Source organism: Paenibacillus sp. 4624, from assembly GCF_050435065.1.
In the GTDB taxonomy this organism is placed as follows: domain Bacteria; phylum Bacillota; class Bacilli; order Paenibacillales; family Paenibacillaceae; genus Paenibacillus; species Paenibacillus amylolyticus_D.
On sequence record NZ_JBNDJR010000003.1, the window covers coordinates 394,678 to 410,854 of the forward strand.

28 protein-coding genes are annotated in these 16,177 nt (G+C 44.3%); 25 read left to right on the forward strand and 3 right to left on the reverse strand.

The window, feature by feature from the left end; translation table 11 throughout:
* Positions 1-37: 37 nt before the first annotated feature.
* From ABIE27_RS09435 to ABIE27_RS09445, 3 genes are all read right to left on the reverse strand, one after another.
* Positions 38-1,255, reverse strand: coding sequence for a tyrosine-type recombinase/integrase (locus ABIE27_RS09435; RefSeq protein WP_429350381.1), 1,218 nt, complete (start codon positions 1,253-1,255; stop codon positions 38-40).
* 713 nt (positions 1,256-1,968) lie between these two features.
* A complete protein-coding gene (locus ABIE27_RS09440) occupies positions 1,969-2,190 on the reverse strand; it encodes a helix-turn-helix domain-containing protein (RefSeq protein ID WP_308722448.1) in 222 nt (73 codons plus the stop codon).
* Positions 2,191-2,395: 205 nt separating this feature from the next.
* Positions 2,396-2,785 carry a helix-turn-helix domain-containing protein gene (locus ABIE27_RS09445; protein ID WP_429350382.1) on the reverse strand — a complete coding sequence of 130 codons (390 nt, stop codon included), beginning with the start codon at positions 2,783-2,785 and terminating at the stop codon, positions 2,396-2,398.
* A 128-nt stretch (positions 2,786-2,913) separates the two neighbouring features.
* Here ABIE27_RS09445 and ABIE27_RS09450 point away from each other — a divergent pair, with 128 nt between their 5' ends.
* From ABIE27_RS09450 to ABIE27_RS09570, 25 genes are all read left to right on the forward strand, one after another.
* Positions 2,914-3,159 (forward strand): helix-turn-helix domain-containing protein, encoded by a 246-nt coding sequence (locus ABIE27_RS09450; protein WP_429350502.1) that lies wholly within the window; start codon positions 2,914-2,916, stop codon positions 3,157-3,159.
* A 204-nt stretch (positions 3,160-3,363) separates the two neighbouring features.
* The gene (locus ABIE27_RS09455) at positions 3,364-3,690 is read left to right on the forward strand and encodes a DNA-binding protein (RefSeq protein WP_429350383.1); all 327 of its coding nucleotides are present in this window, start codon (positions 3,364-3,366) and stop codon (positions 3,688-3,690) included.
* Entirely contained in the window at positions 3,690-3,935 is a 246-nt protein-coding gene (locus ABIE27_RS09460) for a hypothetical protein (protein ID WP_429350384.1), read from the forward strand. The genes ABIE27_RS09455 and ABIE27_RS09460 overlap by 1 nt, the downstream gene beginning before the upstream one ends.
* A gap of 103 nt (positions 3,936-4,038) precedes the next feature.
* Complete coding sequence (locus tag ABIE27_RS09465; RefSeq protein ID WP_429350503.1) at positions 4,039-4,278, forward strand: helix-turn-helix domain-containing protein; 240 nt, start codon at positions 4,039-4,041, stop codon at positions 4,276-4,278.
* A gap of 4 nt (positions 4,279-4,282) precedes the next feature.
* Complete coding sequence (locus ABIE27_RS09470; RefSeq protein ID WP_429350385.1) at positions 4,283-4,555, forward strand: hypothetical protein; 273 nt, start codon at positions 4,283-4,285, stop codon at positions 4,553-4,555.
* Complete coding sequence (locus ABIE27_RS09475; RefSeq protein WP_429350386.1) at positions 4,552-4,782, forward strand: hypothetical protein; 231 nt, start codon at positions 4,552-4,554, stop codon at positions 4,780-4,782. The genes ABIE27_RS09470 and ABIE27_RS09475 overlap by 4 nt, the downstream gene beginning before the upstream one ends.
* An 89-nt stretch (positions 4,783-4,871) precedes the next feature.
* Positions 4,872-5,117: a hypothetical protein gene (locus tag ABIE27_RS09480; protein WP_429350387.1), complete on the forward strand. Its 246-nt coding sequence runs from the start codon at positions 4,872-4,874 to the stop codon at positions 5,115-5,117.
* Positions 5,118-5,209: 92 nt separating this feature from the next.
* Positions 5,210-5,416, forward strand: coding sequence for a hypothetical protein (locus ABIE27_RS09485; protein ID WP_429350388.1), 207 nt, complete (start codon positions 5,210-5,212; stop codon positions 5,414-5,416).
* Positions 5,413-7,404, forward strand: a complete 1,992-nt coding sequence (locus ABIE27_RS09490; RefSeq protein ID WP_429350389.1) for an AAA family ATPase — start codon at positions 5,413-5,415, stop codon at positions 7,402-7,404. The genes ABIE27_RS09485 and ABIE27_RS09490 overlap by 4 nt, the downstream gene beginning before the upstream one ends.
* Positions 7,405-8,439 (forward strand): recombinational DNA repair protein (RecE pathway), encoded by a 1,035-nt coding sequence (locus tag ABIE27_RS09495; protein WP_429350390.1) that lies wholly within the window; start codon positions 7,405-7,407, stop codon positions 8,437-8,439.
* Complete coding sequence (locus tag ABIE27_RS09500) at positions 8,439-9,146, forward strand: MBL fold metallo-hydrolase (RefSeq protein WP_429350391.1); 708 nt, start codon at positions 8,439-8,441, stop codon at positions 9,144-9,146. The genes ABIE27_RS09495 and ABIE27_RS09500 overlap by 1 nt, the downstream gene beginning before the upstream one ends.
* Before the next feature lie 195 nt (positions 9,147-9,341).
* Complete coding sequence (locus ABIE27_RS09505) at positions 9,342-9,536, forward strand: hypothetical protein (protein ID WP_429350392.1); 195 nt, start codon at positions 9,342-9,344, stop codon at positions 9,534-9,536.
* Positions 9,533-9,814, forward strand: a complete 282-nt coding sequence (locus ABIE27_RS09510; protein ID WP_429350393.1) for a hypothetical protein — start codon at positions 9,533-9,535, stop codon at positions 9,812-9,814. Before ABIE27_RS09505 ends, ABIE27_RS09510 begins: the two co-directional genes overlap by 4 nt.
* A 49-nt stretch (positions 9,815-9,863) precedes the next feature.
* Complete coding sequence (locus ABIE27_RS09515) at positions 9,864-10,808, forward strand: DnaD domain protein (protein ID WP_429350394.1); 945 nt, start codon at positions 9,864-9,866, stop codon at positions 10,806-10,808.
* Positions 10,795-11,130: a hypothetical protein gene (locus ABIE27_RS09520; RefSeq protein WP_429350395.1), complete on the forward strand. Its 336-nt coding sequence runs from the start codon at positions 10,795-10,797 to the stop codon at positions 11,128-11,130. The genes ABIE27_RS09515 and ABIE27_RS09520 overlap by 14 nt, the downstream gene beginning before the upstream one ends.
* Positions 11,099-12,538, forward strand: a complete 1,440-nt coding sequence (dnaB, locus tag ABIE27_RS09525) for a replicative DNA helicase (RefSeq protein WP_429350396.1) — start codon at positions 11,099-11,101, stop codon at positions 12,536-12,538. Before ABIE27_RS09520 ends, dnaB begins: the two co-directional genes overlap by 32 nt.
* 12 nt (positions 12,539-12,550) lie before the next feature.
* Complete coding sequence (locus ABIE27_RS09530; protein ID WP_429350397.1) at positions 12,551-12,745, forward strand: DUF6906 family protein; 195 nt, start codon at positions 12,551-12,553, stop codon at positions 12,743-12,745.
* A gap of 53 nt (positions 12,746-12,798) precedes the next feature.
* Positions 12,799-12,933 (forward strand): hypothetical protein, encoded by a 135-nt coding sequence (locus tag ABIE27_RS09535; protein ID WP_429350398.1) that lies wholly within the window; start codon positions 12,799-12,801, stop codon positions 12,931-12,933.
* Positions 12,921-13,073 (forward strand): hypothetical protein, encoded by a 153-nt coding sequence (locus ABIE27_RS09540; RefSeq protein ID WP_429350399.1) that lies wholly within the window; start codon positions 12,921-12,923, stop codon positions 13,071-13,073. Before ABIE27_RS09535 ends, ABIE27_RS09540 begins: the two co-directional genes overlap by 13 nt.
* Entirely contained in the window at positions 13,070-13,603 is a 534-nt protein-coding gene (locus tag ABIE27_RS09545; protein ID WP_429350400.1) for a crossover junction endodeoxyribonuclease RuvC, read from the forward strand. Before ABIE27_RS09540 ends, ABIE27_RS09545 begins: the two co-directional genes overlap by 4 nt.
* A 2-nt stretch (positions 13,604-13,605) precedes the next feature.
* Positions 13,606-14,442, forward strand: coding sequence for a hypothetical protein (locus tag ABIE27_RS09550; protein WP_429350401.1), 837 nt, complete (start codon positions 13,606-13,608; stop codon positions 14,440-14,442).
* Positions 14,443-14,985: 543 nt separating this feature from the next.
* Positions 14,986-15,450 carry an ASCH domain-containing protein gene (locus ABIE27_RS09555; protein ID WP_429350402.1) on the forward strand — a complete coding sequence of 155 codons (465 nt, stop codon included), beginning with the start codon at positions 14,986-14,988 and terminating at the stop codon, positions 15,448-15,450.
* Positions 15,447-15,821, forward strand: a complete 375-nt coding sequence (locus ABIE27_RS09560; protein WP_429350403.1) for a hypothetical protein — start codon at positions 15,447-15,449, stop codon at positions 15,819-15,821. Before ABIE27_RS09555 ends, ABIE27_RS09560 begins: the two co-directional genes overlap by 4 nt.
* Positions 15,821-16,003 (forward strand): hypothetical protein, encoded by a 183-nt coding sequence (locus ABIE27_RS09565; RefSeq protein WP_429350404.1) that lies wholly within the window; start codon positions 15,821-15,823, stop codon positions 16,001-16,003. The genes ABIE27_RS09560 and ABIE27_RS09565 overlap by 1 nt, the downstream gene beginning before the upstream one ends.
* Positions 16,004-16,129 carry a hypothetical protein gene (locus ABIE27_RS09570; protein ID WP_429350405.1) on the forward strand — a complete coding sequence of 42 codons (126 nt, stop codon included), beginning with the start codon at positions 16,004-16,006 and terminating at the stop codon, positions 16,127-16,129.
* Positions 16,130-16,177: the final 48 nt, after the last annotated feature.

Sequence of the window (16,177 nt, forward strand, 5' to 3'; positions counted from 1 at the left end):
AAAGGGGGTATTCTTTTTGAAAAAATCACAGAAAAAATCACATATCCTGCAACACACTCATATTCAATACTTCAGCAAAGTGTGTTTTTAATTTTTGGTCAGCATTCTTCTGCATCTTTTGAGTAACATGTGTGTATATTCCAAGTGTTATTTTCTCATCTCGGTGACCTACTCTTTGCATAATGGTCTTTAGGTCGACACCTGCTTCAGCAAGCATGCTAATGTAAGTATGTCTGAAAATGTGGGGAGTAGCGTGCTTCTTTATGAGTGTTTTTTTCATTAGTTGCTTCATTCTTGTTAGAATATATTTTTGGTGAACTGGATATCCATTCGGCTTACAGAATACGAAATTCTCATCATGATAATCCTTGTATAAAGTTTTATTGCGAAGATATGTACCTTTGCAATCTTTCTTAAATTCTTTTAACATATTGATTATAGATTCGTCTATAGGCACAACTCTTATAGAAGAAGTTGTTTTAGGTGGTGTAAGTTCGTACTCAATGAAACTTTTGGCATGTAAGGTTTTGGTTATTCTAATTTGATTTGCATCAAAATCAATGTCAGGCCATTTAAGCGCACAAAGTTCACCGGATCGAAATCCAGAGAATGCGAGTAGATAAAAAATTTCTTTATCTAGGTAGATTCCATAAGTATTTATGACATTGAAAAAATTTATTAATTCATCACGATCTAAATATTTTTCTTCAATAAGTTTATCTTTATTTTCTATTTCAGACACAGTTAACATTTTAACAGGAATCAAGGAATCTGTAGTCGGATTATCAAGAATATACTTGTTTTTAATGGCGTATTTAAAAATCATATTTGCAGTGGTTCTGAAACCGCTCATAGTATTAAAAGAATATCCTTGATCAAATAATTGATACAAGAACTCTTGGAAATCTCTATGAGTAATGATGGAGATTTTTCTTTTAGCAAAATGTTTATTTAAGGTCTTGATTTCAACTCCTCTGGTTACAATACTTCGTTTTTTAACCTTTCCTTTAGAATATGCCCTAAACCATTCTGCAGCCACATCTGCAAAGACTAAACTCTTATTCTTTTTTGCATTAATCCCCTTTGCTAATTGATTAAACACTGCTTGAGCGCGAGCGAGCGCTTCTTTCTGAGTGTCTCCTCGTCGAGGTATTTGCTTTCTTTTGCCCGTAAGAGGATCAGGAGGCCCCTCCAATGTACAAATCCACTTATAGCCTTGCTTATTATTCGCTTTAATTTTCGTGTAAGATGCCATGGTTGTCAGCTCCCTTTCCAGTACATGTGTTCGGGTAAATTTGTTAAAGAAAAGCCCCTGAGGGGCACATCATTTGTAATACAGACCTATGAGGAAAATCGAGATTATGACATAGAGAAGACATTTTTTATAAAAAATGTTTCTCTTATAAAAGAAATAAACCCCCATTGTTCCAAAAAAAACAATCCCTGCGATCCCAGCAATAGAAAGCGGAAAACTAATTCCCAATGGAAGATGTCCGTTTGTTCGGAGTGAGACAAGTAAACAAATTAATGTCAATGTTGAATAGAGTTTAATATCTCCGTTTCTTTTTATAAGCGCCACTATACTTTTAAATCCGAATAGTAATACTCCTAAATGAGCCATAGTCCGAATGAAAATAGTTAGATATTCATACATCCGTTTCTCTCCTTTTCTATAAACAGATTACACAGAGACTTCGTCCGAAATTACCCTCTTATATGCTAATAACCTGGGTATGTATAACATCACTTCGTACATTATTGGAATACGAGGGGATGGAATTTCCACGCTTACTTATAATTGTTGGCTTTGATGAAGCTGAAGCTGTTTTCAAACAAGACAATGGTTGAGTTGTTACGGATAAGAGTGATTTATATCAAAGGTTAGCAGAGAAGTAGAATAAAAACTTTACTACCTAATAAAGTTTTTGCCGAATCGGGAGGGTATTCACCCTCCAAGCCGTTAAAGAATTATTCTGAGATTTCGCGCCAAGTGTATAGGACATGAGGTCCAGGTAATTTCATGGCTTTAGAAATTGTATAAGCGATCCCTAAAGTCATTGTCTGATTATTATTTGCATATTGACTGAGTTGGCTTTCAGCAATACCAGTGATGATGTGGACCATTCGTTGGTTTATCCCAGTAGTACGATATAATTCTTTTAGACGGCAACGATCCGGTTCATACCGCATCGCGCTACTCCTTTTAAAATATGCTGAGAAAATAATGTAATAGATTTACCAAACATGCGAATACATGTTAGTATTATACTTAACAGAAACACTTGTTCGCATTTTAGAGAATTTTAGAACGGAAGTGACATCATGGATTTAGAGAAAACTGATAAATACGAAGTTATAGAGATATTTGAAGCATTAGGGTATGAAATACCAGATGTTATTTCTGAGTTGCTCTGTAGCGAGCATAAGAAATAATTTCTCTTATAGCATCATCTGAAAGTTCTTTCCCTTTGTGAAGTAACATTCCTTTTAATTTCAACAAAGCTTCATCATCAGATAGCTCTACAGCATTGAGAAATTCTGTTACTCCTTTGGAAATTTTAGCTGTTTCTCCGTTATTTTCTACCTCAGTTCTTCCAAGCAAGTAATCTGTACTTACATTAAATCGACTCGCTACTTCGTTTGTAAATTTAAAGGAAGGCTCTCTTTCATCTCTTTCATACATGCTAATCGCACTTTCACTGACCTTGAATATTTTCGCGAGGTCTTTTTGCGTTAAATTGTTTTCCGTGCGGATTGCACGTAACTTTTGCCCAAAAGTGGCCATTGATTTATCACCCATTCACAATAATAACACAGTACGTGTTAAAAATAATTAAACAACACAAAATGTGTTGACGTACACGTTTCGTGCTGTTTATAATAAAAGCAACACGAAACGTGTTTAGAAAGGCGGTGCACATTTTGAAAACTTTAATAGCTAAACGATTATTGGAACTGCGAGGAGACGATAGCAGAGAAGAAACAGCTCAAGCTATTGGAATAAGTGTTAGCGCATTGCAAATGTATGAGAATGCTCAACGTGTTCCGAAGGATGAAATTAAAATAAGAATTGCTAATCATTTCAAGAAAACTGTACAGGAAATTTTTTTTGATTATGAACTACACGAAACGTGTACTTTGGAAAGAGGAACGGGTTAGAAAAAACACTTGACAAGAACCTGCTCCAAATTTTCCAATTACCACATTCACTTACATTTGTACACGTTCGTTTGCTCAAAAATATTCAAATTTATCATTCGCAGACGTTCGCTTACGTCCGTTTGAGATGAATCACATTTAATATTTGGGAAATTTCAAATTTTTATAATAGTAAATACCCGACAAAGTGAGGAGGTTATTGAATTGTTCAAAATCGAACTAGATCCTACGGAACTTCAACAGTACATTTCAAAGGCAGTCGAAGATGCTCTCAGTAAGATTGACCTTTCAATAAAGGACGACTTAAAAAAATATCCAGCACTCATGGATAAAAAAGAATTAATGGAATTCCTTAGGGTTGGTCCTACAAAGGCTTCCGAACTTCTCAATCGTGCTGATTTCCCTGTAATACGTGAATTCGGACATCCCAGGATACCACTTCATTCATTAATGATCTGGATTGATGAACATACCGAGTGGATCAAGGATAACGCAGTCGCCTACCACCGACAGAAAGAAGGGATAGCTTAATGTTGAAGTTCCACTGGATCAAGCCAACATCCCGAGCATGCTTTATCGCTGGTGTTGTCACCAGAGTTCATGTTGGCAAAATGACAATGGATCAAGCAATCGATCATACGTTATCACTTGAACGCCAGTGCAAGAATCCGCATCTTATCTCTCAAAGAGAGTTGAAGTCTTTAAAACGTGAAGCTGAGAATCAGATCCGTAAGATACAAGAAACCCGCCGAGCTGTACCGGCTGGCGGGAGATGAAGGGATCATGAGCGGGGTAGCTCTTGAAATAATCATAATCCGTTGTTAATAGCATTACCATTCCGATTTGGAATAATTCGAGGGGAGGTGAACGTGGTTGGAAATGAAGTTTGGGGCAATCATGCGGGCTTGCAGAGAAAAGGCTGGTCTTACCCAAGAACAATTAGCGGACAAGCTGAATCGTACGCAGGCTTGCGTTTCAAAATTTGAAAAGGACCACAAGGTACCAGATATGAACACAATGTTGAACTGGGCTGAGGTTACAGGAGCCAGGGAAGTCATAGTCACATTTTTGTACGGCATGGACGGGATCGGAATGATTCAAAGACTGATGGGGGGATAAACGAATGTCGCGTGAACAATTGGCAACTGAAGCGCTACAGGCTGGGAAACATTCTTTACATAATTTGAAGTTGATACGGAAGGAACCTGAAAGAATGTTGCCTGGAAGAATGGAGAACGCAGAGGAATATCTTAACCGGATGATCCGGTTTGCGGAAGCAGAAATGAAAAACGTCCGGCTGGCGGGCCGAACGCTTGGTTTGAGAACTCGGTTAAAGTCTCTTGTGTTGCTCATTTTATCGTCTCCCGAGCAAAAGCGCAAGGGGGAATCAATATGAACGAACAACTGGCACAGATGATCATCGACAACTATGTTGCTTCTACCTTGGCTTTGAGGGCGAGTAGTTCAGTTCCAGCAAGAGAAGCCGCTTCCGGTATTGATGCATACCGTAGTGAGCGAATGAATGTGTTCACAAGCTGGCAGAATGCAGCTACTAGTCTGAGAGAGTTGCCGACGGAGTATATGGTCCGTGCAGTGATAGCAATAGAACAAATTACCGCCTGATGAGTCCGCTGCGGAGCTGACGAAACCTAGCCCTTTGGGGCGATGGTCGCGGGTAACCGCAAATACATATGAAGGGAGGAACCGAGCGGATGAAAATTCATGAATCAGTGAGTAAGGTTCTGAACCTGCTCAGCAGTCTTGCAGATGACACAAACGATGCCATAAATAACACACCTTACATTCTTCGCAGATTAGCGGAATTTACTGAAGGCGAGCTCAACGATGTGATTACCCAACTGGAGACGATCCGAGATCAGGCAGAAGAGTTGGAAGAGGCACACGAAAAAGTACAAGAGGCGCTTGCTGAAGTGCAAGAGGAATTAAATGAAAAATAGCCCGTTGCAGCGGGCTATTTCAGAACATTGAAAATTGAATAGTATACATGGCCATCTTACCATGGGTGGCCGTGTCAAACAAGGAGGACGTTATGAGTAAAACGACTGCTATCACTCTCGACTTATCCGCTCAAACCATTGACGCTGCTGTTAAGCCAGCGATGCATTACACACCTGCTATCCTTTCTGTTTCCGGTTCATTTGGATCGGTTGAATTGATGGCCGGTGATGATCAACTTGCGGCAATGGCACAAGCCATCAACCTACACTTTCAATCAAAAGGGGTTGTGAGTGCATGAAACAAATCACTTTGATATCCCTAATTCTCCGTAATTTTAAAGGGTTACGGGATTTTGTACTAGATGCTGAAGGTAAGAATATTTCCATTTACGGAGATAACGCCACATGCAAGACAACTTTGTTTGATGGATTCGTCTGGACGCTGTTCGGAAAAGACAGTCAGAACCGAACGGATTTCGAAATTAAAGGCCTGGATGAGAACGGGAAAGTTGTTGAACACGGCTTGCAACATGAAGTCGAAGCTATCCTGATGGTTGATCGTCGCCGCCGTTCTTTCAAGAAGGTGTTCGCTGAGAAGTGGACACGTAAACGGGGACAAGCAGCGGCTGAATTTGGGGGGCATACAACGGATTATTACGTGGATGGTGTTCCAGTCAAACAAGGTCAATACAAATCTGAGATTGATGCACTGATCAGTGAAGATATCTTCAAGTTGCTGACCAATCCTGCTTACTTTAACGAGATTCTTAAACCAGATGCACGGCGTAAGGTGTTGCTTGATGTGTGTGGGGATATGACAGATGAAGAGATTATTGCAGGCAATAAGCAACTTGCGCCGCTGACAGACATCCTGGGCGACCGTAGCCTTGAGGATCACCGCAAGGTAATTGTGGCCCGCCGTGCTGAGATCAATAAGGAACTGGATAAGATTCCGGTTCGCATTGATGAAGCCCGTCGAAGTATGCCAGATGTGTCCGACCTGGATGCTGAACTCCTGCAGGAAGACATCGATACGATGCGTGGCAGAGTGGATGCAAAGACTGCTGAACTCCAACGGATTCACTCAGGCGGTGAATTGTCATCCAAGGAAATCTGCTTGCGTGAGATCAATGCGGAGCTGGTCGAAATTAAGCAAGTGATTCAGGCAGACGGCTTGCAGGCGGTTGCTGGTCAGCGCGGTTGGATCGGGCAACTGAAAGGTGAAGCGTCCGAATTGCAATCTAGGCTGAATACGGTACAGCGGGGAGCGGAGCGCTATAAAGGGCTAATCACTCGTGCTGATAGCCAAGTTAACAGGTTAAGGGCTGAATGGACGTCACTTGATAGCCTTCAATATCCGGTGCATGAGCATCAGCATGATACCAACTGCCCAACGTGCGGACAAACCCTTCCGGCCGATCAAGTGCAGTCTGCTAAGGACAAAGCGCTTGAAGCATTTAATCTGGACAAGTCAAAACGACTTGAAGCGATTAGTGCTGACGGTAAGCTGGCCGCAGCAGAGAAGAATGAACTAGAAAATTCGTTGAAAGAACTTGAAAGTGAGATGGGCAAGCTGCAGGAGGAAATCGCATCTAAAGCAGCGGAAATTATGGCTGCCGAAGCAACCCTGCAAAGCTTACAAACCAACATTGCTGATCCTGCTGACAATACCAAGTATCAATCCAAACGACGTGAAGCTGAGACAGTACGTGCAGAGATTGAGCAACTTCGTTCGTCTGCTGCTGATGCAATTGGTAAAGTGCAATCGGAGATCAGGTTGATCCGCTCACAAGTGGACGACTTGGAATCCGATAAAGCAAAGCTGGCGACTGTAGCTGCCACTGAAAAGCGAATCACTGAGCTGGCTGAGTTTGAACGGAAGTTGGCTACTGAATACGAACGCCTTGAACATGAGTTGTTCTTGACTGAGGAATTCACTCGTACAAAGGTCAGCATGTTGGAATCCAAGATCAACAGCAAATTCAAATATGCCCGGTTCAGACTCTTTGAGGAACAAATCAACGGCGGCCTTAAGGACGTTTGCAAGACACTCTATAACGGTGTTCCTTACGAGGGTGGTTTAAATAACGCTGCTCGAATCAATGTCGGCTTAGACATCATCAACACGTTGGGACAGCATTACGGATTCAGTGCTCCGATCTTCGTGGACAATGCTGAAGCTGTTACACAACTGATTCCTACAGATGCCCAAGTGATTCGTTTGGTGGTATCTGAGGACGATAAAAAGCTTCGATTAGAATATAACGACATCCAGGAGGCGATTTAATTGTCTACACAAAACCAACAGGCTCCCCAAACAGGGGAGCAAGCTATTGCAAAAACAGAGCCAACACAATCCGAACGTTTCATGGCGAAAGTCATATCTGAATTTGGTTCAAGTGTTGGTGAAGTTGCCCTTACCAACTTCCAGAAACGTCTTGCACAGAATTACTTTATTGCTTTGGATGGAGTCCTAAAGACTGCAGAAGAAAAGCGTCTGAAGAAATCTGATCAGTATCGTGATCCTGTTCCTATGACCTGGGCGAACGTGAACATGGATAAGTTGTCACGCGATGTAGTTGCTTATGCACGGATCGGATTTGACCCAGCTCAGGCAAATCACATCAATCTGATCCCTTTTAAAAACAACAATTCAGGTAAGTACGATATCGGCTTTATCGAAGGGTACCGGGGCATTGAACTCAAATCAGTAAAATACGGATTGGAAGTTCCGGACCACGTAACTGTTGAGCTGGTTTACTCAAATGATTACTTTGCACCTATTAAGAAAGATGCAAACCACCCACATGAGAGTTATGAATTTGAGATAAAAAACCCTTTTGACCGCGGAACCATCCTTGGTGGATTTTATTTTCACTCTTTTATCAAAACCCCTGAGAAAAACAAGTTGGTCATGATGACGATTAAAGAGATTGAGAAAAGAAAACCAGAAAAAGCTAGTGCGGAGTTCTGGGGAGGCGAGAAAGACAAATGGGAGAAAGGTAAAAAGGTAGGTACGGAAACGGTGGAAGGATGGTACGACAAAATGGTCTGGAAAACCGTTTATCGTGCGGCGCACAACGACATCACGATTGACTCGCAAAAGATCGACGATGATTACTTGCGTCTTAAACAAATTGAGAATGACCAGGCAGAAGCTGAGGTTTCAGAGGAAATCAGAGCTAACGCGAATCAAAACATCATCGATGTTACCCCGCCACACCTGAACGATGTTCCAAACGATGAACCTTCAGGAGATGGGCAGCCAGAGATGGAGTTCGGTGATCCGGATGACGGGAAATCGGACAAGGCGCCTTTCTGATGATTGAAATCACATCGCTTGGCTCCAGCAGCGCGGGTAACGCCTACCGGATTACGGACGGGAAAACCCCGCTCCTGCTGGATGCAGGGCTACGCTATAAGGACATTCAGCGCGGTCTTGCATTTCGGGTTTCATCATTGGCCGGATGCCTCATAAGTCACGAACATGGGGACCATTCGGCAGCCGTTAAAGACTTGATCAAAGCAGGCGTGAACATTTACACCAGTGCCGGTACCGCAGATGCTTTGAAGTTGGATAGCCACCGTGTACATCGTGTATCTGCCCTTGAGCCTTACACGATTGGTACTTGGTCGATTCTACCGTTTGATGTGCAACATGACGCTGCGGAGCCTTTGGGCTTCCTTCTCGCAAATACAGCAGGGGACAAGCTTTTATTCGCAACTGATACCTATTACATCAAGCATCGGTTTTCTGGACTTACTCACATCATGGTGGAATGCAATTATTCCATTCAGATTCTTAATCAAAATATTGCCGCTGGCCGTGTGCCGGCGGTGATGAAACATAGATTGCTTCGTTCTCACTTTAGCCTGGAGAACGTGAAGGACTTCATCCGGGCGAATGACATGCGGAAGGTACAAGAAATTCACTTGCTTCACCTGTCAGACAACAACAGCGATGAAGAACTGTTCAATCGCGAAATAGCGGCCCTCACAGGCAAATTGGTATATGTAGCGGGTAGGTGATGGTATGGACGATCTGACAGGCAAACCGCTACTCAAGAGCATGATGGGTAAGCGGATCTGGCAGCTGTTCGACACTGATAAGGCGGCATTTCAACGGGAAACACGGGCTTACTTTGAACGCGGGTACCCGGATTGGGAGGTCAAGCGGGCCAAGTATCCGCACGTATTCTTGCAACATAGAAAGGGGCACTGAAAATGCCTAAGGTAAAGCAAATCTCTGTCGGGGCTTCCTTCACAAAGAATCTCGGCAATTTCCAAAGTGTGAAGGTGGAAGCGAACATTGTTATGGAGCTGCATGACGGTGACGATCCGACCGCCGCTTATGAAGATGCTTGGGCAAGGGTACAAGAGCAAGTCCGAATCGGTTTAGGGAAGGGGCAACCAAAGTGAGCAGTCAACAACAGTTAAGTTTGAATGTCTTCGAAAGCATGGAAAAGTTACTTGATGAAGCAACAACTGTAGGACCAGGTGCAACAGTTGAATATTTTAGAGCTGTGGCATATGCGCTGGGTGCTCAAATGGCCGTAGTAGGAGAACGTGATAAGATGCCGGATTTTATTAACATTGTCGTCTCTGAGTTGAGTAGTGGGGTAGAAGTCGGAATGCTCACCACGCATGGAATTAAATGCAAACTCGATGCCGAGATTCACGCAGTAAAGAGATATTAATTTGTGCAAATGAATAAATTCACGGCTGCTACGGGAGGGGGAGACGCAAGTGACCGAGACAGCCAGACCGACCCTTTCCGGGCTTCTGGAACAATTTGAAGCCATTGGCGGGCCGGAAGAGTTTGGTCCTGAAGGTATAGCCATAATGGTTGCCTTGTGGCGACGCAGTGCAAAGCTTGGTTGGCGTAAGGCATGGAAAATGACCAATACGGATCTCATGGTTCAAACGGGAATTACGAACAAAGGTACGCTAAATGCTCATCGAAAGAAGCTCGTTGATGCCGGATTGATTGCGTACATTCAACCGCCAAGAGGACAATCCAAAGGAGATTACAGCGTTGAATTTGATCTGCTGGGTGTCGGAGTGGAACAAAATTTGAACCACTCTGATAGCTACTCAGAAGAAGTAGGTCAGGAAGTAGAACAAAATTTAGACCACTTTGACGGGGTAGGTGAGAAAGTGGGACAAAAATTAAACCACTTTCCGCAAGTAGAACAGAAAGTGGAACAAATTTTAGACCCTGTATTAAAAGATCTTCTTCTTTCTTCTTCTGCTTCATCATCTGCTACTGCAAACGAGAATCAAATTGATCGTCCACCTGATCCGGAGTACGAATCATTTTACTCAGCTCACAAGCGAGTGTTTGGATTTGAATGCAATCCATTCCAAGGACAACAACTCATTTCTTACATCGACGAAGACAAGATTGATGAGGCAGTGGTCATACGAGCAATGGAGCGAGCAGCATTGGCATCAACAGGGTACAGGTTCACCCTTATAACAAAGATTTTGAATGATTACCTGAGGTCGGGTGCTCATACGCTTGAAGCGGCAAAAGCTTTAGACGCTGCTTTTGAGGCAAATAAGGTTGTTCCAGCGAAGATCAGTCCATCACAGCAGTATGGGCGCAGGCAACAACCAACCAGGCAACAACAAAAGAGAGACAGCTTACAGCAACGGCTAAGGGAGGAGGAAGCGCGTGGAAAGGGCTGATGTTATTCGTTTGTTCATGGTCATCACCGATGAATATCCCAATTTTGATGACAGTGACGAGAACGTAGACCGCCATCTCAAGGCGTTGAAGGATTTCCCTTTCGAAACGGCTGTGCAAAACGTTCAACGGCACATCGAGACAAACAGTTTTTACCCCAAGATTTCTGAGATACGAGGGTTTGCCGCTGATCAGTTTGCCCGAGAACGTGAGCTGGCAGAAACCAGGGCATATCTTGATCAACGAGAAGTAAGCCGGACAAAGGCTACACTGCCGCCGCCCGGATGGAAGGATGATTTACTTGCAAAGCTTCGGAACACCTGAATTACCTTATAGCCTTGAACATGAACAGACAGTACTAGGGGCGGCCTTGATTGATGTTGAAATGGCCGAAGAAATCGTAACAAGACTCGATTTCGATACTTTCTTTAGTGCAAAACACCGTCTGATATTCCAGTCCATTGCTGAGCTGGTAGAGAATCATGACCCTGTTGATGTAGTTACGCTTATGGGGCGATTGAAAGATAAAGGCGAGTTGGAGGATGTTGGTGGAGTAGTATATCTCTCTGAACTTGCAGGTTCTGTCCCAAAGCAATCCAACGTTACTCATTACGACATGTATATTCGTCAGTTGCAAGACGCAGCTATACGACGTGATTTTATTCGGATGAGCAGGCTGCAAATTGAACAGGCGATGGCAGGAACGGAGGTTCCGCAGTTGCTGGCTAGCGCTCAACAAGCACACACCAAGATTGCCGACCGAGCTGTACCAAAACAGGATTTCAAGCCTATCAAAGATGTGCTCATGCGGTTCGTGGATGACGTAGAGACGCGTGTATACAACGTCAAGAACGGAATCGTCAACGGGCTACACACTGGATTTAAGGACTTGGACAGCATCACAGGTGGATTACAACGAAGTGACCTTATCATTGTGGCTGCGCGGCCATCCGTAGGTAAGACGGCTTTTGCACTGAACATCACGCAAAATGTCGCTAAGAATACGAACGATGCAGTGGCACTTTTCAGTTTGGAAATGTCCGATGGGCAGTTTGCCCAACGACTTGTCAGTTCAGAAGGGAACGTCGATGCCAGCTCGATCCGGATGGGTGACATACAAGATGAAGACTGGATCAAGATGACCACAGCTATCGGGGCCTTGGCTGAAACGAACATTTACGTAGATGATTCGGCAGGGATCACCATTCAAGACATATGTTCCAAGTGTCGGAGGCTCAAGAAAGAAAAGGGCTTGGCTATGATCGTAATCGATTACCTACAGCTTATCGAAGTCGCTGGAGGACGTGGTAAAGCTAGCGAGAATCGCCAACAGGAAGTGTCTATGATTAGCCGGACGTTGAAACACTTGGCCCGCGAATTGGACGTTCCAGTCATTGCGTTATCCCAGCTCAGCCGAGCGGTTGAACAACGGCAGGACAAGCGTCCGATGATGTCCGACCTAAGGGAATCCGGATCCATTGAGCAAGATGCCGACATCGTAGCCTTCCTGTACCGGGACGACTACTACAACCAGGAGTCGGAGAAGAAAAACCTTATAGAGATCATCATCGGGAAGCAACGTAATGGTCCAGTTGGAACAGTGGAGCTGGTGTTCCTGAAGCAATTCAATAAATTTGTGAATTACGAGCGGACTCATAACGATTCATACGGGCCAACGCCACCGCAACAGTCACAACAACCAAAGAACTTGAATAAACGCCAGTGGGCATAAGGAGGAACGAACATGAAACAGGGGAAACGACTCACCAAGAAACAGAAGATTGAGCTGCGCAAGGCCAGACCAGGCGTAACATTGGAAAACTGGTTGACGGAAAGGGAGACAGCTGAAGGTGTCGTGCTGCTGAACAAGCATTCAGGCAAGCTTTGGTTATTGGATAAGGTCGATGGCATGTTGCGGCCATACAAGGTGCGCACTTGATGGGCAGTCCTTACACCAGATGGTCGGTGTCAGAGTACATGCGGCATCGTTTCATGAATACAGGACAGGTTCCAGATCTGGACGAACTACAGACGGAATTTACGGGAATTGATCAAACTGAGCTCCGTGAAGGGATCGCTGAGTTTGATGCAATTGTCGGTACCGGAGGTGCGGCATGCGAAAGCTGATTGATCCGCACCACCAAACACATTTGAGTTACGTTGTTCGCGGTGATGATGGTCAGAAACTGGCTGAGATTTTTGTCATTCGGAGGGACATGCTTCCGGCGCGCCAGCGGAGGAAGGAAAGGAAGCGTGTAAGACGATGAAAATTATGGGCATCGATCACGGTACCAATTATGCAGGATGGGCAACTATGACGAAGGGGAAGCCGATTGCTTTCGGGCTAAGGGATTATTCAGATATCAAAATGCCGAAAGTTTTGAACGCCATCTACCAGGACAACTACGACATGATTCAGAATCACAGGCCGGATGTGGTTGTTCTGGAACGCCCCGTACATTTCAAGAATGCCAATAGCGTTATCGCTTTGGTTGGTGCTTATTCTATGGTTACACTCGCTGCACTCCATAATCGGGTAACAATTGCAGAGATACGTCCCTCGGAACTAAAGATGTTCACAGGCAAAGGCAACGCGGATAAAGAAACGGTTGCAGTTGAAATGCAGATGCTGTTTGACCTTGATTTAGATGAAATAGCTATACCTGTTTACTACAAACGAGACGACCGTAAAGGGAAATACAAAGCTGGTGACTTTAAAGAACGCTTGTACGATCCATCAGATGCTTTAGCCCTGTGCTGGGCATATGATCAAAAACATATCAGAGGAGTTGCATAAACATGACAAACGGAATGGTGAAATTTTCGGCAGAGGTAGCTAAGGGAATCAGTGTTGGTACAAAGGACGTAACAATCAAGTTGCTCATCCCGCTGGCTGCAGTTGAATCAAAATTGTCTGCTTTAGCGAAGATGCAAGAGAAAGAAATCATGGTTTACCTCGGAGATCCGCAGGGGGCTTTTGACTTCGATGAAGAGGAACGCGACCCAATGTATAACCCTTGGAACGGTGGGCGCCGTGTGACAACAGATTCGTCCGGGGTTGTGACCAAGATTGAAGGCCAGGATGAAGAGAAGGACGAGAACCAGGCGGAGTTGTTCAAAGGTGAAGGAAGTTCTCCTGATCAGCAGGGGGACGGAGAAGGTGCCGAGCAAGCTGAAAATGGTTCCGAAGTGTCGCAAGAGGGCGAGGGGGAGCGCATCAGCGAAAAAGGCACAGGAGAACCGCCAACCGATGACACACCTGATTGGTTGAATGAGGGAGGCGGGGATGAGTCTGGATCGAAGGTAATGGAATTTAACTCTGATGATTCAGAAGGTGATCAGCAGCCGCCTGCAGACGAGAATCCACCTGCAGATGACAAAGAGGTTGTGGCTACTGAGATTGATAAAGAAACACTCGAACTGTTCATCCTTAACAAACGTCCCATTTTCGATGATATCAAATTCGCTGACGTTCCTGCTGACTTCCCAAGTCTGTTGGAACAACGGAAAGTTAACGGCAAGACTTGGCTGGAAATCTCGAAAGAGATCAACATCCCAAGTGCACAAATTAGTTCCAAATACGGCGCTTATAAAAAGCGTGTCACTAAAATGATGCAGGATGGCGTAGCGGTCTAAAACATTCATATAGTAGCATCCCCGGTCGAAAGTTGGCCGGGGTGATCAGTTGAATCTATGAAACTTTGGAGTTCTTGCCACAAAGGAACTAGGTTAACAACGAACTCAAGTGGCTCATTTTATGGAGTTAGTAATATATCCTTATTTATGGGGCTTAACATTCCCTAATCCAGGATTCAATGGTGCTAAGTGTCCGTTTGTATTCATTTGACCAGTGAATTGCGGAGGGGCATAAGGGGGTTGAGCCATAATCGATGCAGAAGGAACCAAACAAGGTCCATAACAGTAATGTGGTCGCCCTGCCTCGTCATAACCACAGATATAGGAGCACCATGTTGGCCAATCGAATTGTAATTGTCTATACATTTTAATCATTTCCCTTCTTTATTGGATAATTTAGTCTATTCAGGCATATGCCTAGCTGCTATAGGCATATGCCCATTTATTAGAGGTAACTTAGTCAATCAACTAAAGGATGTCACTGCTGATAGATGGAGTCGTGAACTTAATAACTTTGAAAGCTATATGAGTGGAGGATGAACGATGAAAGCCGTAACGATAATACAACCCTGGGCAACACTGGTAGCTTTGGGCGTCAAGAAATTGGAGACACGGAGCTGGGCGACGAAACATCGGGGAGACTTGGCAATCCATGCTGGCCAAAAGGTGGATAAAGAAGCTTGTCTGGTTTCTCAAATACGCGAAGCGTTGCTGAAACACGGCATTAATGACTTGCGTGACCTGGTGACAGGAGCAGTGATTGCAAAGTCGGTACTTACTGACGTGTGGAGCATTAGTCGTCCATTTGGAGACAAACAAATAGTGGAAAGATTAAGTATAGATTCCCGCAGGACGATTTGTTGGGGTGGTTACATGCCTGATGAGTACCACTTTGGAGACTACAGTGACGGACGCTTTGCTTGGCAACTTGACGATGTGGTTCAGCTGCAGGAGCCGGTACCAGCTAAAGGCCAGCTCAGCTTATGGAATTGGGAGGAAGAATCGTGACAAAGAAATCCATAGCGGACAAGCCACTCAGCCCCCGGCAGCAAGAGGTTTACGATTTCATAGCAGATTTTATTGACTCACACGGTTATGGGCCGAGTATAAGGGAGATTGCTGATGCATTTATGTTCGTCACTTCAACTGCATTCAAGCACGTTGAGACATTGATTAATAAGGGATATCTCAATCATAAAGCAGGTGGTGTGCGCACTCTTTCTTTGACAGATAAATCGAGCAAGAAGATTGCAATGGTGAGTCAGGCGGGAGTAATGAACTGGATCGAGCAGCAGAGTAACCAACATGCCAAGGATGCAACGATCTACGTATTGCTCACTGATCTGCAGGAGGGCATTCAAACGGGGAGGATCTGCTGATGGTAGATTATCGCAAGGTTGATAAAACGTTATGGACATCGGAGCAGATAGCAAGCCACCTGAAAGCAATCGGGGCTGAGCATCCACCTAAACGGCCAGATAAGTTGCAGAAGGCAGTTACGGCTCCACAACAACGTTATGGCAGCAACCGCAAATACTATAAGCGTGGAGGTGAGTGGTAATTGGAACGAGATTTTAGGGCATTGCTTTTGGAGTATGGATATCCGCAGGATCTAGTAAACGGCTGGTCCGCAGAAGAGTGTGAAGCGGAGTGGGACGAGTTTTGCAACGAAGTGATTCCAGTATAACAAATATCCCCCGCAAGCTTGGCGGCCAGGTGGGGGAAAGGGTAGTAA